Origin of the sequence: Synechococcus sp. A15-62, assembly GCF_014280075.1 — a bacterium.
GTDB lineage: Bacteria > Cyanobacteriota > Cyanobacteriia > PCC-6307 > Cyanobiaceae > Parasynechococcus.
In genome coordinates, this window is record NZ_CP047950.1 from 40,624 (window position 1) to 54,620 (window position 13,997).

17 protein-coding genes and 1 tRNA gene are annotated in these 13,997 nt (G+C 59.8%); 9 read left to right on the plus strand and 9 right to left on the minus strand.

All coding sequences use genetic code 11. The features are described from left to right. Nucleotides 1–8 precede the first annotated feature (8 nt). Complete coding sequence (locus SynA1562_RS00220) at nt 9–227, plus strand: hypothetical protein (protein ID WP_011363083.1); 219 nt, start codon at nt 9–11, stop codon at nt 225–227. 116 nt (nt 228–343) lie between these two features. Next, nucleotides 344–559: a hypothetical protein gene (locus SynA1562_RS12945; protein ID WP_255445802.1), complete on the plus strand. Its 216-nt coding sequence runs from the start codon at nt 344–346 to the stop codon at nt 557–559. A gap of 21 nt (nt 560–580) precedes the next feature. Here the strand turns inward: SynA1562_RS12945 and SynA1562_RS00225 are convergent. Both SynA1562_RS00225 and SynA1562_RS00230 read right to left on the minus strand, forming a co-directional pair. Next, nucleotides 581–652: transfer RNA gene (locus SynA1562_RS00225), tRNA-Gly, on the minus strand. Nucleotides 653–684: 32 nt separating this feature from the next. Further along, the gene (locus SynA1562_RS00230; RefSeq protein ID WP_186494209.1) at nt 685–1,833 is read right to left on the minus strand and encodes an alanine--glyoxylate aminotransferase family protein; all 1,149 of its coding nucleotides are present in this window, start codon (nt 1,831–1,833) and stop codon (nt 685–687) included. Nucleotides 1,834–1,871: 38 nt separating this feature from the next. On the opposite strand from SynA1562_RS00230, the gene cbiD reads away from it, so the two are divergent. The 6 genes from cbiD to mrdA all read left to right on the plus strand — a co-directional run bounded on the left by cbiD (nt 1,872) and on the right by mrdA (nt 8,679). Beyond that, nucleotides 1,872–2,978, plus strand: coding sequence for a cobalt-precorrin-5B (C(1))-methyltransferase CbiD (gene cbiD / locus SynA1562_RS00235; RefSeq protein WP_186494210.1), 1,107 nt, complete (start codon nt 1,872–1,874; stop codon nt 2,976–2,978). Nucleotides 2,979–3,010: 32 nt separating this feature from the next. Next, entirely contained in the window at nt 3,011–4,597 is a 1,587-nt protein-coding gene (gene guaA / locus SynA1562_RS00240; RefSeq protein WP_186494211.1) for a glutamine-hydrolyzing GMP synthase, read from the plus strand. A gap of 72 nt (nt 4,598–4,669) precedes the next feature. Further along, nucleotides 4,670–5,542, plus strand: a complete 873-nt coding sequence (locus tag SynA1562_RS00245) for a class I SAM-dependent methyltransferase (protein ID WP_186494212.1) — start codon at nt 4,670–4,672, stop codon at nt 5,540–5,542. A gap of 348 nt (nt 5,543–5,890) precedes the next feature. Continuing rightward, nucleotides 5,891–6,502 carry a hypothetical protein gene (locus SynA1562_RS00250; RefSeq protein ID WP_186494213.1) on the plus strand — a complete coding sequence of 204 codons (612 nt, stop codon included), beginning with the start codon at nt 5,891–5,893 and terminating at the stop codon, nt 6,500–6,502. A gap of 9 nt (nt 6,503–6,511) precedes the next feature. Then, the gene (locus SynA1562_RS00255) at nt 6,512–6,895 is read left to right on the plus strand and encodes a hypothetical protein (protein WP_186494214.1); all 384 of its coding nucleotides are present in this window, start codon (nt 6,512–6,514) and stop codon (nt 6,893–6,895) included. Then, nucleotides 6,892–8,679 carry a penicillin-binding protein 2 gene (mrdA, locus tag SynA1562_RS00260; protein ID WP_186494215.1) on the plus strand — a complete coding sequence of 596 codons (1,788 nt, stop codon included), beginning with the start codon at nt 6,892–6,894 and terminating at the stop codon, nt 8,677–8,679. Before SynA1562_RS00255 ends, mrdA begins: the two co-directional genes overlap by 4 nt. On the opposite strand, the gene SynA1562_RS00265 is transcribed toward mrdA, so the two are convergent. The 4 genes from SynA1562_RS00265 to SynA1562_RS00280 form a co-directional block, all read right to left on the minus strand. After that, nucleotides 8,676–9,821, minus strand: a complete 1,146-nt coding sequence (locus tag SynA1562_RS00265; RefSeq protein ID WP_186494216.1) for a glycosyltransferase family 1 protein — start codon at nt 9,819–9,821, stop codon at nt 8,676–8,678. The two genes, mrdA and SynA1562_RS00265, sit on opposite strands and share 4 nt — an antisense overlap. Nucleotides 9,822–9,834: 13 nt before the next feature. Further along, the gene (locus SynA1562_RS00270; RefSeq protein WP_186494217.1) at nt 9,835–11,031 is read right to left on the minus strand and encodes an NAD-dependent epimerase/dehydratase family protein; all 1,197 of its coding nucleotides are present in this window, start codon (nt 11,029–11,031) and stop codon (nt 9,835–9,837) included. 74 nt (nt 11,032–11,105) lie between these two features. Beyond that, nucleotides 11,106–11,279 (minus strand): photosystem II assembly protein Psb34, encoded by a 174-nt coding sequence (gene psb34 / locus SynA1562_RS00275; RefSeq protein ID WP_186494218.1) that lies wholly within the window; start codon nt 11,277–11,279, stop codon nt 11,106–11,108. Nucleotides 11,280–11,371: 92 nt separating this feature from the next. Continuing rightward, nucleotides 11,372–12,190 (minus strand): thiazole synthase, encoded by an 819-nt coding sequence (locus tag SynA1562_RS00280; RefSeq protein ID WP_186494219.1) that lies wholly within the window; start codon nt 12,188–12,190, stop codon nt 11,372–11,374. A 50-nt stretch (nt 12,191–12,240) separates the two neighbouring features. Between SynA1562_RS00280 and SynA1562_RS00285 the strand changes: the two genes are divergently transcribed. After that, nucleotides 12,241–12,786, plus strand: a complete 546-nt coding sequence (locus tag SynA1562_RS00285; RefSeq protein WP_186494220.1) for a hypothetical protein — start codon at nt 12,241–12,243, stop codon at nt 12,784–12,786. A gap of 38 nt (nt 12,787–12,824) precedes the next feature. Here SynA1562_RS00285 and SynA1562_RS00290 read toward each other — a convergent pair whose 3' ends face one another. From SynA1562_RS00290 to rpmI, 3 genes are read right to left on the minus strand one after another with little or no spacing between them, the layout of a single operon-like run. Further along, nucleotides 12,825–13,343: a hypothetical protein gene (locus SynA1562_RS00290; RefSeq protein WP_186494221.1), complete on the minus strand. Its 519-nt coding sequence runs from the start codon at nt 13,341–13,343 to the stop codon at nt 12,825–12,827. 11 nt (nt 13,344–13,354) lie between these two features. After that, the gene (rplT, locus tag SynA1562_RS00295) at nt 13,355–13,702 is read right to left on the minus strand and encodes a 50S ribosomal protein L20 (protein WP_011363098.1); all 348 of its coding nucleotides are present in this window, start codon (nt 13,700–13,702) and stop codon (nt 13,355–13,357) included. A gap of 56 nt (nt 13,703–13,758) precedes the next feature. Continuing rightward, nucleotides 13,759–13,956, minus strand: a complete 198-nt coding sequence (gene rpmI / locus SynA1562_RS00300) for a 50S ribosomal protein L35 (protein ID WP_006852081.1) — start codon at nt 13,954–13,956, stop codon at nt 13,759–13,761. Between the last annotated feature and the right edge of the window lie 41 nt (nt 13,957–13,997).

Consider the following 13,997-nt stretch of genomic DNA (forward strand, 5'->3'; position numbering starts at 1 on the left):
AGGCAACTATGGCGATCACCATCCCTGCCTCCAATGCTTGTGCTTCTCGCACCTTGCATGGCATGACCATCTGGACCCGGTCAGGTTTTCTTGAAGGGGGGCATCAGCTCGAGAAGCTGGAGTTTGCGCTTGCTCTTGCTGAAGCCAAAGGCGATCAACGCCGCTGCTCTCAGTTGCGGGACCGGATTGCCGATCTGGGTGGCAACGCTGAAGAACCAGGCACCTGAGCTGACTTCAAGCAATCAAACGGTTGTTGTTCAGCAGCTCGGAGTTTCGCGTCTGAGATGGTTTAAATATCAATTAGAGCTATGGTTTTGTTGATAAAGGGATTCGAACGTTGGCCCTGACGCTTACGACGACAAAACAATCTGAGACGGCTGCTCAACAACGTCAGGATCACGAAACTGCAGCCCAAGCCTTGTTTGCAAGTGCTCGTCAATGTGCAGAGGATGGCCGGATCAATGAAGCGGGTTCGTTGATCTTGCAGGCCTTGTGGCACGAGCGACGTGCTGGTTCTGCCGGACCTCAGGTTCTTCAGCTCGTCAAGTCTCGTTCTTGATGAAATCCTGAAATTTGTTCAAGCGGGTGACCGGACTCGAACCGGCGACGTTCAGCTTGGGAAGCTGACATTCTACCACTGAATTACACCCGCAAAGTGGCGAGATCGCTCTCGCCACCTGTGTTTTAGCCCAGAGCAGCCGAGGCTGCAGCGACACCTGCTCCCATGCTGCCTTTGTGCAGGCCGAGGGACTGAAGGGTGGCCTCAATCGCAGCGACTGCGGTCAGAACATCCCGGTCGCAGACATAGCCCAGATGGCCGACACGGAACACCTGACCTTTCAGATGGTCTTGTCCTCCAGCCAAAAGAATGTCGAATTTCTCCTTCACGGCCTTGCGTAGCTGTTCGGCGTCGATGCCTTCGGGAGCCACCGCGGTGATGGCCGGGCTGCCGCAACCCTCGGCGGCAAACAGGGGCAAGCCCATGGCCTTCATGCCTGCCTGGGCGGCGGCGCGATGGCGGGCGTGGCGGGCAAAAATCTCCTCCAGGCCTTCCTTCTGCATCATGTCCAGAGCAGCTTCCAGGCCGAAGTAGAGGTTCACGGCCGGTGTGAAGGGGTTGCTGTCCTTCGCCGCTGTTTTCCGGTAGGGGCCCAGATCCAGATAAAACTTGGGCAGATCGGAGCGCTCGTAGGCCTCCCAGGCCCGTGCGCTCATGGCCACAAAACTGAGGCCCGGCGGAAGCATGTAGCCCTTTTGTGCGCCTGAAGCCACCACATCCAGTCCCCAGGCGTCCATGGGCACATTGGTGGCACCCAGGCTGGTGACGCAGTCCGCCAGGGTCAGCGCCGTGCCGTGGGCCTTCACGTGACGGGCAATGCTCTCCAGGTCATTGATCACCCCTGTCGAGGTTTCCGAGTGGGTGAGGATCACGGCCTTGATCGCTTTGGCGCTGTCGGCTTCCAATGCCGAGCGGAAGGCCTCCGGATCGAGGGGCTGGCCCCACTCCGCCTTGATCACCTCAACATCCAGTCCGTAAGCGCGGGCCACCTTGACCCAGCGTTCGCCGAATTTGCCGTTGTCACCGCAGAGCACCTTGTCGCCGCGGCTGAGGGTGTTGATGATTCCCGCCTCCATGGCGGCGGTGCCGCTGCCGGTGATCACCAGCACGTCGCTCGTCGTCTGGTGCAACCACTTGAGCTGTTCGGTGGTGCGCCGCACGATGGCCTGGAACTCCCCGCTGCGGTGGCCAATGGGGTGACGACCCATGGCCTTCAGCACCGTTTCCGGCACCGGGGTGGGGCCCGGAATCATCAGGGTGAGCTTGTCCTGCATGGCGCGGGGGATGCCAATCGGCGACTCTAGAAAACAGCTTGTCTGGTTCCATCGCTCCCTCTATCCCTGGATTGACCCTGCCGGTGTGGGTGGCGGCGGCGGCGAAGGCAGCCCTGCATGTGTTGCTTGATGAGCCGTTCAACGCTGAGCAGCAGTTGAATCAGGGATCGGATCGACCCTCTTTGCAGGTGCCTGTCTGCTCAGCGGCTCCTCTCGCCCCAGGGGAGGCCCTGGGCATCAGCCGCTGTGATCCAGGGCCTGGCCTTGATCTGACGAGGGATCTTGAGGTCTGGGTGCGGGTGGCCTGGATCGCGGCATCCCAGCCGTTGCTTGAGCTGCAGCCCGGAGAAGGTGTGGGCCGGTTCGGTCCCGAGGGAGACATCTGTCTCTCCGGTTTCGCCCGTGAGCTGCTGGAGCGCAATTTGCTTCCCCTGCTGCCACCCGGTCGGGGCCTGATGGTGCAGCCAATTCTTCCGCGGGGCCGCTCCCTGGCCCAACGCACCAGCAACGCCGCCTTCGGCGTCGTTGCTGGTCTGGCCTTGATTGGCACCCAGGCGGAGGTGCAGCGCAGCGCAGCGCCGGATCAGCTGCAGGAGGTGCTTGCCGAGCTGGAGGCACGCGCTGCGGATCCAGCGTTTCAGGGACGCCTCGTTCTGGTGATCGGTGAGAACGGCTTGGATCTGGCCCGTCAGAAAGGTTTGGGGCCTGTGCTCAAGGTGGGGAACTGGGTCGGACCGGTGCTGGTGGCCGCGGCGGAGGCTGGTGTCCGTGACCTGCTGCTGCTCGGTTACCACGGCAAATTGATCAAGTTGGCCGGCGGCATCTTTCACACCCATCACCACCTGGCCGATGGCCGTTTGGAGGTGCTGGTGGCGCTAGGGCTGGATGCCGGCCTGTCGACGGCTGAATTGCTGCAATGTCGCGGCGCTGCCTCGGTTGAGGAGGCCTTTCAGGCGCTGGATGCCGATCAAGCCAGGGCACTCGGGCAGCATCTGGCGGCGATGGTGGAGCGGCGCAGCCAGTCCTATGTGGATCGCTACGGCGCCTGGTCGATGCGGATTAGTGCTGCCCTGTTCGACCGGAGCCGCACCCTGCGCTGGTGGGGACCGGAGGCGGAGAAGCGCTTCTTTACATTGAGGGATTGACGCTCGTCTGCGAGCGGTACCTCCCAGGATCGATGTCCCAGCCCTCGTCCGACACTCAGCGTCAGCCGGCCATCGTCATTCTTGATTTCGGTTCCCAGTATTCGGAACTGATTGCCCGACGCGTGCGCGAGACCGAGGTGTTCTCGGTGGTGCTCGGTTACAGCACTTCGGCCGAGGAGCTGCGACGTATGGCCCCGAAGGGAATCATCCTCAGCGGTGGCCCCAGTTCCGTGTATGCCGAACATGCGCCGCTCTGCGATCCCGGCATCTGGGATCTGGGCATACCCGTGCTGGGGGTTTGCTACGGGATGCAGCTGATGGTGCAGCAGCTTGGGGGCGTTGTGGAAGCCGCCACGGGCAAGGCCGAATACGGCAAGGCTCCCCTGGAAGTGGATGACCCAACGGACCTGCTCACCAACGTCGACAACGGCTCGACGATGTGGATGAGCCATGGCGACTCGGTGAAGGCCCTCCCCGAGGGGTTTGTGCGCTTGGCCCACACCGCCAACACCCCGGAAGCGGCGGTGGCGCACCTGCAACGCAAGCTCTACGGCGTGCAGTTCCACCCCGAGGTGGTGCATTCCACCTGCGGCATGGCCCTGATCCGCAATTTCGTTTATCACGTTTGCGGTTGTGATCCGGATTGGACCACCGCGGCATTCATCGATGAAGCCGTTGCCCTGGTTCGGGAGCAGGTGGGCGACAAACGCGTCCTGCTGGCCCTCTCCGGCGGTGTGGATTCATCCACTCTCGCCTTTCTGCTGAAGAAGGCGATCGGTGATCAGCTCACCTGCATGTTCATCGATCAGGGCTTCATGCGGAAGGGTGAGCCCGAATTCCTCATGGACTTCTTCGATCGGAAGTTCAACATCCATGTGGAGTACATCAATGCGCGCCAGCGGTTCATCGGCAAGCTGAAGGGAATCACCGATCCGGAGGAGAAGCGCAAGATCATCGGCACCGAGTTCATCCGGGTGTTCGAAGAGGAGAGCAAGCGCCTCGGACCCTTTGATTACCTGGCCCAGGGAACGCTTTACCCCGATGTGATTGAAAGTGCCGGCACCAACGTTGATCCCAAGACGGGTGAACGGGTTGCCGTGAAGATCAAGAGCCACCACAACGTGGGCGGCCTGCCCAAGGATCTTCAGTTCAAGCTGGTGGAGCCCCTGCGCAAGCTGTTCAAGGATGAAGTGCGCAAGGTGGGCCGCAGCCTCGGTCTGCCCGAGGAAATTGTGCGCCGCCATCCCTTCCCGGGGCCTGGTCTAGCCATCCGGATCCTGGGTGAAGTCACCGACGAAAAGCTGGATTGTCTGCGTGATGCCGACTTGATTGTTCGCCAGGAAATCAAGGAGGCAGGGCTGTATCACGACATCTGGCAGGCCTTTGCGGTGCTGCTGCCGGTGCGTTCCGTTGGGGTGATGGGCGACAAGCGCACCTATGCCTGGCCGATCGTTCTGCGTTGCGTGTCCAGTGAGGACGGCATGACCGCCGATTGGTCCCGCCTCCCCTACGACCTGATGGAAACCATTTCCAATCGGATCGTGAATGAGGTGAAGGGGGTGAACCGGGTGGTGCTCGACATCACCAGCAAGCCCCCCGGCACGATCGAGTGGGAATAGTTAGCTTCAAACTATGGATAGAGATAAAATAGGTTATTATTCATAATAGATTACTTGTCTTGCTGAAAAGCTGTGGAAAGTTGTTTTCCTTCTGATCAGTTTTCCGCTTCTGCTTACAGAGCCAATAGCGCTGATCTCGAGAGTTTTTCGGACGAAGAATTAATCAAACATTATCATAGTTACGGGAAAAAAGAAAATAGGGTTTCAACTTCTATCTCCAGTAAGAGAGATTTTTTGAGTCTTCTGCAGGGCAAAAAAAATCTGCTTGAAATCGGCGTATTTGATAATCCAACTCTCGATTTTATTGCTGATTCTGAAGAATCAGTTGTAATACATTACGCTGATTTTTTGAGTCGTGATGAATTAATTGCTAGAGCAAGTGATGTTGGAAGAAATCCCCAGAATGTTCCCGAAATTAAATGGATTTTGTCTGATGGTTATGATCAAATAGATGTTCTGTACGATGCTGTAGTTTCGCACCACTGTGTCGAGCATCAGCCCGATTTGATTGCTCATTTACTTAAAATAACATCCATTTTGAGTCCTGGTGGTTGGTACTTCTTTTCGGTGCCGCACAAATATCGTTGTTTTGACTTCTTTATATCAGAGTCAACGATAGTTGACGTAATTACCGCACATTATTTGGAGTATGAAAAGCCGTCTTTTAAGTCTATTCTTGAGCACCGTGTCTTTACCTCGCATACTTATCAGGATGGGGTAAATCCTTTTGATTCCCTGCAGCCTTCTATGAGAAAGCGGATCGAATCAGCTTTTGGCGAATTTTCTAGTAATGAATATGTTGATGTTCACTGTTGGCAGTTCACTCCAGATAGCATTAGAAAGATTTTAAGTCAGCTGGCCGCTTTCGATTTCATTCCAAACATTAATGAATTAAAGGTATACCCTAATTTTGACGAGTTTTATGTCGCGATTTCTTTTGGATAAAACAGCATTTTGAGAATTTTCTAACAGAACTGTCGCTGATTCTGAAGGATTAAGCCTTAAATTACTGCTTTACTAAATGATTTAAAATTGCCTTTAATGAGTTCTAAATAGTGTCCTGGGTGTCACTTTCAGGGCTCCGAAAAATGCCTTATTTTGCATTTTTTGTGTATTCGGCGTTGACGCTTTGATGCATAAGCAAGAGGGGCCTATCGATTTTTTTGGAGTAAGGGGTGTCGGCTTTGTTGAAAGGTATTCCATGCCTGGGTGGGATTAGTCCTAAATCCAGGCTGATCCACGGCTGGCGACGGCACTGCATCACCGATACCTTGGGCCACCGGCCTTTGGGATATGACGGCGACACAACAGCAGGATGTTCAGCTGCAGCGCCGGTTGCAGCAGGACAGCATTCAGCTGGGTGGACGCACGATCTATCTGAACCCCTTTCTTTACTGGCGGCGGTTCGACAGCAACACCGATCGCTGGCTGCGGGAGCCCGGTCAGCTGACGGAGGATCAGATCACGGCTAATCGCAGCCGGTTTTACCCCGAACTCGACTGGGGCCAGCTGGATGATCACGCCACCGCTGTCCACGATGGCGCTGTGGAGATGTTCCTCAAGAGTCTGGAGCTGATCAGCACCTTCCATCCCGAGCTGGGCTCCGGGCAGATGCTCGAGGTGGAACGCAAGATGACGATCACCAAGAAGCGGGCCTTTGAGCGTTGGGTGGACAAGGCCATCCGTAGGCGTCAGCGGGATGAGTCCCGTGAGCATCGGCGCTTTGAGCGCAGCCGCTTCTGGCGTGCCTGGCGCGAGTGGATCCTGCTGGACACCACCCAGAAAGCCCTGGTGCCTGTGGTGATGCTGATGGTGCTCAGCGGGGTGATGGGCTGGTCCCTGGCGACAGACCGTTCCGCTTGTCCGACATTGGCGCTTCCTTCAGGACAGACTGGGGTCCGTTGATCTGGCCCCATGGCCGCTGATTCCAACTCGGATAATCCGCTCGACCAGTTGCGTCTGTCCCTGATGCAAGACGTGCTCCCAGTGGGGCTGGCCGTGCTGGAGCGGGCCCGGAAAGGGGGGCCCGGAAAGGTGGTGGAGGTGTTCACGGCGGGGTCTGAGGACCCCATTGCAGACCTCCGCCAGGAGGGTGAGCCGGTGGCCCGTGACGTACGGGAACAGCTGGATGCTGTGAGCCCCGGGCTGGGCAATCCGGTGATGCCTGTTTCGGTCTCCGTGGATGAACCGACACCGGTTGAACAGAACGGCCCCGACGATCTGCTGCCGACCCTGCGGCGGATTGAAGAACGCCTCGAGGAGTTGCGCCGCCGTTTGCCAGCGCAGCAGCAGGAATGACCCGTTCTGCCCAGCAGCGTCAGACCGGTCTGCGTCAGCAACCCCTTGTTCTGCTGTTGTTGGTGTTGTTGTTCTGCAGCGCCATGGTCAGTCGCCTGGTGTGGATGCAGCTGCTGGAGGGGTCGCGCTTTCGCGAACTGGCGGACGAAAACCGCATCCGTCTGGTGCCCCGCTCGCCGATCCGCGGTCGTTTGCTTGATCGCAAAGGCCGGGTGCTGGCCACCAGCAAACTCACTTACTCGCTGTACCTTGAGCCGCGCCTGGTCAGTGATGACGACTGGCCTGATCTGCGTGATCGCTTGGCACGGCTTCTGAATTTGAAGCCTGATCTGCTCGACCAGCGCCGGCAGAAGGGCCTGGATCGGGATGGGTACCGCACCACGTTGGCCCTCGATCTCAAGCCGGAACAGGTGCTGCGCTTCCGGGAACAGGCCCTGGGGTTGCGGGGCGCCCAGGTGGATGTCGACATCCTGCGCTCCTATCCCAACGGAACCCTGGCGGCCCATGCCCTCGGCTACACCCAGCCGATCACGGAAAGTGAATTCGAAGTGCTGGCGGAGAAGGGCTACAAGATCCGTGATCGCATTGGTCGTACCGGTGTTGAGGCGGCCTACGAGCGCCATCTGCGTGGGAAGTGGGGCGGCCAGATGCTCGAGGTGAATGCCATGGGCGAGGTGCAGCGCAACCTGGGCGACCGACCGTCTCAAGCAGGAAAGGATCTTGTGCTCACCCTCGACCTGGATCTGCAGCGGGTGGCGGAGCAGGCGCTGGCCGACAAGCCCGGTGGAGCAGTTGTGGCGCTGGAGGCCGCAACTGGTGCCGTGTTGGCTCTGGCCAGCCGTCCCAGTTTTGATCCGAACTTCTTCTCCAAGCTGATCACCACCCAGAAGGAGTACGACGCCCTCTTCTCCAATCCGAAGAAACCGTTGCTGTCCCGGGCCATGAATCCCTATGACCCCGGCAGCACCTGGAAGCCTGTGACGGCGATGGCGGGCATGGAATCCGGCAAATTTCCGCCCGACACCAAGCTGCAGACCAAGGCTTGCATCACCTACGGCGGCCACTGCTTCCCGGACCACAACGGCAAGGGTTTCGGCACCATCGGTTATGCCGATGCCCTGCGCCACTCGAGTAACACGTTTTTTTATCAGGTGGGCGTCGGGGTTGGATCCCTGGCGTTGAAGCAGGCTGCTGATCAGCTTGGGTTTCAGCAGAAAACCGGCATTGAGATCGGCTGGGAAGAAAGTGTCGGGTTGGTGGGAGATGAGCCCTGGGCCGATCGTGGCCGGGGTTGGGCGGAGCCCGGCACGGTGCCCTGGATCCCTGAGGACATGGCCAGTGCTTCCATCGGTCAGTCCGTGGTGCAGATCACCCCCCTGCAGTTGGCCCGCGCTTATGCGGTGTTCGCCAATGGCGGTTGGTTGGTGACGCCGCATCTCGCCGCTGGTGACATCGACTGGATGAGTCCGGAGCACCGCACCAAAGTGCCGATGGAGCCATCAACGTTGCAGATGATCCGGGAGGGCCTGCGCAAAGTGGTGGAGGCCGGCACCGGTGCTGGCCTCAATGGCCCTGGCATTCCTGTGGCGGCGGGCAAGACCGGAACGGCAGAAGACAGCACAGGAGGGCCTGATCACGCCTGGTTCGGCTGCTATGCCCCCTATCCCGACGGAAAAATCGTGGTGGTGGCCTTTGCCCAGAACACCCCTGGAGGTGGGTCGGTCCACGCTTTGCCGATGGCCAAGAAGGTGCTGGCGGAGTGGGAGCGGACCCGGCAGCGCTAGGCGGCCGTGAGTTGAGGCGCTGACAGCACCGTGCGGTAGTAGGTCCGTAGTTGTTCCGTGGCGCCTGCCCAGCCCCAGCGCTCGGCTTCGGCGCGAGCAGCATTGCGCAGGGCTTGGCGTTCCAGGTCGTTGCCCAGCAGGCAGCGGGTGGCTTCGATCAGGCTTGTAGCGCCACCATCGGCGCCGTCGGGTTCATAGAGGCAGCCGTTAACCCCGTCGGTGATGATGTCGGGGATGCCGCCACGGTTGGCGCCGACCACGGGACAGCCGGCTGCCATGGCTTCCAGCAGCACCAGCCCCAGCGTCTCCGTGCTGGAGGGGAAGAGGAAGGCATCGCCGCTGGCGTAGGCCCCTGCCAGGTCTTCCCCGGCGAGGTAGCCGACGAAGGTGGTGGCGGTTCCCTCGAAGTGCTTCTCCAGTTGTTGGCGGTGGGGACCATCGCCCACCAGGGCCAGCCGTGCATCGGGAAGGGCCTCCAGCACGGGGCGGATCCGTTCAATCTGCTTCTCCGCGGAGAGGCGGCCCACATAGAGCAGCAGCGCACCACGGTCGTCATGGCCTCCGAGAAGCCGCTGGCGCAACTCTGCGCTGCGCAGCTCGGGACGGAACAACTCCGTGTCTACACCCCGCTGCCACAGATCAGTGTGCTGAATGCCTTTGTCGCTGAGTTCCTTCACCATGGCGGTGGAGGTGCACAGATTCAGCAGGGCCTGGTTGTGGGCGGCCTTGAGCATCTCCCACAGGAGTGGCTCCAGCATTCCCAAGCCGTAGTGCTCGAGGTACTTGGGTAGATGGGTGTGATAACTGGCGACCAGGGGAATGCCCTTGTTCTTGGCGAGCCAGATGCCTCCTAAACCCAGCACCGCCGGGTTCACCACGTGGATTAGATCGGGTTGAAACGCATCGATGGCGTCGGACACCGCCGGCCGAGGCAAGGCCAGTTTGAGCTCGGGATAGAGCGGCAGCGGCATCGCCGGCACCCCGATCAGGCGTGCCCCCATGTACTCCTCCGGACAGCCTTCCGGGCAGAAGACCACCACCTCATCGCCGGCGTCCACCAGATGTTTCACCGTCTTGGTCAGACGGGTGACGATGCCATCGACCTTCGGCAGGAAGGTTTCGGTGAAGAAGGCGACTTTCAAGGATGAAGCTCGATCAGGACGCGGTGCCGATGGCCTGGGCCTGGGTTTTGGTCCAGGCGGAGGTGCAGAGAATGCGGTTGCGGTCGCAACGGTCGGCGTAGCGGGTGGCGATCTCTACCACTTCCTTCAGCAGGCCGTCATCGAGGGTGGTGGGGTTGAGGCCCAGCTCGATGAAGCAGCGGTTGTCCACGATCAGATCGTTTTCAACGGCCTCGTTGCGGGGGTTGGCCAGGTTGTTCACCTGAGCGCCGGTGAGAGCGGCCACCTTCTTGGCCAGTTCACCCACCTGATGGCTTTCGGTCATCTGGTTGAAGATCTTGACTCGCTCCCCTTGTTCCGGAGGGTTCTCCAGCGCCAGCTGGACGCAGCGCACGGAATCGCGGATGTGGATGAAGGCGCGGGTCTGGCCACCGGTCCCATGAACGGTGAGCGGGTAGCCGATGGCGGCCTGCATCAGGAAGCGGTTCAGCACCGTGCCGTAATCGCCGTCGTAATCGAAGCGGTTGGTGAGCCGCGGGTCGCGGTCAGTGGCATCGGTGTTGGTTCCCCAGACGATGCCCTGGTGCAGGTCGGTGATGCGGACCTTGTCGTTCTTGTTGTAGTAGAGGAAGAGAAGCTGATCGAGCGTCTTGGTCATGTGATAGACGCTGCCGGGGCTTGCCGGGTGGAGGATTTCCTCCTCGAAGCGGCTGCCGTCGGGCTGAGGCACTTCCACCTTCAGGTAGCCCTCTGGAATGGTGGCTCCGCGGTGGGAGCCGTAGCCGTAGACGCCCATGGTGCCCAGATGCACCACGTGGATGTCCTGACCGCTTTCAACGATGGCGGCCAGGAGGTTGTGGGTTCCGTTGACGTTGTTATCGACGGTGTAGCGCTTGGTGGCGCTGCTCTTCATCGAATAGGGGGCGGCACGTTGTTCCGCGAAGTGGACCACGGAATCCGGGCGCTCGTCCTGAAGCAGATCCAGCAACCGCTGGTACTCATGGGCAATGTCCATGTGGACAAACCGCATCGGTTTGCCACCGGTCTCCTCCCAGACCTTGAGGCGCTCGCCGATGCTCACGATCGGCGTCAACGACTCAACCTCAAGGTCGATATCGATCTTGCGACGGCTGAGGTTGTCCACGATCAGCACGTCGTGGCCCTGATCAGCCAGGTTCACCGCACAGGGCCAGCCGCAGAAGCCGTCACCGCCGAGAACGAGAACTTTCACCCCAAACTCCTGTTGGAACGAGCGTGATGCTCAGTCTTGGCAAGCTACTACAGGGATTTTCAGTGTGAACCGTCTCAGCTGATGGCGACGGTCACCGCCACCATGGCGGCCACAATCAATCCACCGCTCACCAGCATCATCATTGAGCTGCGGTTGCGGCTCTGGCTGGTGTCGATGTCCATCACCTCCATGCGTGGCTCTTTGGCGAAGGCGTTGAGACGACCGCCGTCTTCCGTGGTGACCGACATGGGTCCAATGCGACTGGTCGGACCTTATGAGTCCAAATGCTCATTGCCTGCCTTTGTGAAGCAGGCTTCACCTCACTTCACGTCTCTTCACTTCATTGGGGTGACTGCACCAGGCCCGTGGTCGGTGAGCTGGCAGAGGCCTGAGCCTTCCGTGGCAAGCGCCCGGAGAGGTGGGCGGTCCGGCCGGCCTTCACCGCCTGACCCATGGCCTCCGCCATGGCGGAGGGGTTGCCTGCGAGGGCGATGGCGCTGTTGACCAGCACGGCATCGGCGCCCATCTCCAGGGCCTGTGCTGCTTCGCTGGGTACACCAATGCCGGCATCCACCACCACCGGGACACCCGCGTTCTCGATGATCAGCGCGATGTTGGCGGCGTTGTTGAGGCCCTGGCCGGAACCAATCGGAGAGCCCAGAGGCATCACGGTGGCGCAGCCGACGTCTTCCAGCCGTTTCGCCAGCAGAGGATCTGCATTGATGTAGGGCAGCACCGTGAACCCTTCTTTCACCAGGCGTTCGGCGGCGTTAAGGGTGCCGATCGGATCGGGCAGAAGGTGCCGGGCGTCAGGAATCACCTCCAGCTTGACGAAGGTGTTGTTCTCCTGTCCCGCCAGCTTGGCTAGCTCCCGTCCAAGCCTGGCGACACGCACCGCTTCCTCGGCATTGGTGCAGCCGGCGGTGTTGGGCAGCATCCAGATCCGCTGCCAATCAATGGCTTCCATCAGGCCTTCATGGCCTGCCGCCACGGTCTGTACCCGACGCACAGCCACTGTGACCATGTCGCAGCCGGATCGCTCGATGCTCTGCTGCATCGATGTCATGGATTGGTACTTGCCGGTGCCCGTGAACAGGCGGCTGTTGAACTGACGCCCACCAATGGTCAGGGGGTCGGAGCTGAGGGAGGGCGAATCCATGACGCGTCTGAGCAAAAGGGCCTACCGTTCATTCATCATCCATCGTCCCCATGCCGTTCCTGCTTGCCATGGATCTCCCAGCTGGCAGCCAGGTACCGTTCCAGACCAATCCCCAGTTGCCCCTGGATCCGATTCAGTTGGCGGTTCCTCTGGAGCTCAATGAACTTGAGGTTGAGAGCTTCGATCCAGTCGCACGCGCTGCAGAGCTGGCGGTATCGCTGCCCCGCCAGTGGTGCGGCACGTTCGAGCCCTTTGACGGTAACTCCACCGTCGACGTCACGTTGGACATCACCCAGATGACGGCGATGGGCCAGATGGTGGATCTCCGGGGCACGATGACCCTTGGTTCCGTCACCACTCCGGTTCAAGGCAATCTCCATGCCAAGTCGGATCAGCTGGATCTAATCCCTTTGGCGGATCCCCTGATCGCGGGGGTTGAGCCCGGTGGCGTCTTCCTCGGCCTGCAAATGTTCAGTCCCACCAGCTGGCAGGCGCCTCGATTGATCAACGTTGCCGACCCCAGCACTGGAGTGGGTGGACGCTTGGCGATGACCGCAAGCTGCCAGGAGGAACCTCCGGTTCAGCCACTCTGGTAACTCCAATCTGTTGGGGCTCTGAGGGCATTTGAAAGAACTCAGCTGTTCCGACGCTTGAGTTTTTTCAGTCCTTTCTTTGCGGTGGCGTTGTCGGGTTCCAGTTGAAGCGTCTTCTCGTAGAGGGAAATAGCTTCAGCATCCTTCAGAAGCTTTTCCTGGGCGAAAGCCAGGTTGTTGATCGCCACGGGGTAGTCCGCTTTCGCCTTCAGGGCGAGCTTGTAGTGCTTGGTGGCGCCGGAGTAATCCTTTTGTGCGGCCAAGGCAAAGCCGAGCGCGTTTTCGATCACCGCACGGGCTTCATCCGGCTCACCACTCATGCGTTTCAGCGCCTGCTTCAAGGTGGCAGCCGCCTGTGGATACAGCCTCTTCCGTAGTTGGACAGATCCGAGCTCATAGAGGTCAGAGGCCTGTCGTGACGAGGCCGTGTCGGATTTCTCGAGCTCAATCAGGCGTGCTTCATCGCGACGCACACGCAAAAACTGTCGGCCCACCACAACCGCAACGATGGCAAGCAGGCCGACCAGGCCCAGCAGGTAGGTCTGGGGCAACAGGTTCACGGTTGGGAAATTCAGCTCTTGGCTGCAGCCACGACGTTGGTGAAGCTGCCGGGGTCAACGACCGCCAGCTGAGCAAGCATCTTGCGGTTCAGGCGCACATCGGCCTTCTTGAGACCGCCCATCAGACGGCTGTAGCTCACACCATTCAGGCGGGCAGCGGCGTTGATGCGGGCAATCCAGAGGCGACGGAAATCGCGCTTGCGACGACGACGATCGCGGTAGGCGTTGCAGAGGGCTTTCATCACCCGCTGGTTTGCTGTACGGAACAGGGTTCCGTTGCCACCACGGAAGCCACGGGCCAGCCGCAGGATCTTGTTGCGGCGTTTACGGGCGACGTTGCCTCTCTTGACGCGGGCCATGAGGTTGGAAGGGTTGGATCAGGTCTTGTTGAACGGTCTCGTCTGAGCAGCTGTGCTCAGGCGTAGGGCATCATCAGGGTCACGCGCTCCTCATCGGTGCGGTCCACCACGGCCTTGGTGGCCAGATGACGCTTCTGCTTGGGGGTTTTGTGGTCCAGCAGGTGGTTCCGGAAAGCGCGACGACGCAGAAATTTGCCAGTGCCGGTTGCTTTGAACCGCTTCGCGGCAGCTTTGCGGGTCTTCAGCTTGGGCATTGGTCTGCTCGTTCGGACACAAACGACAACAATACGTCCCG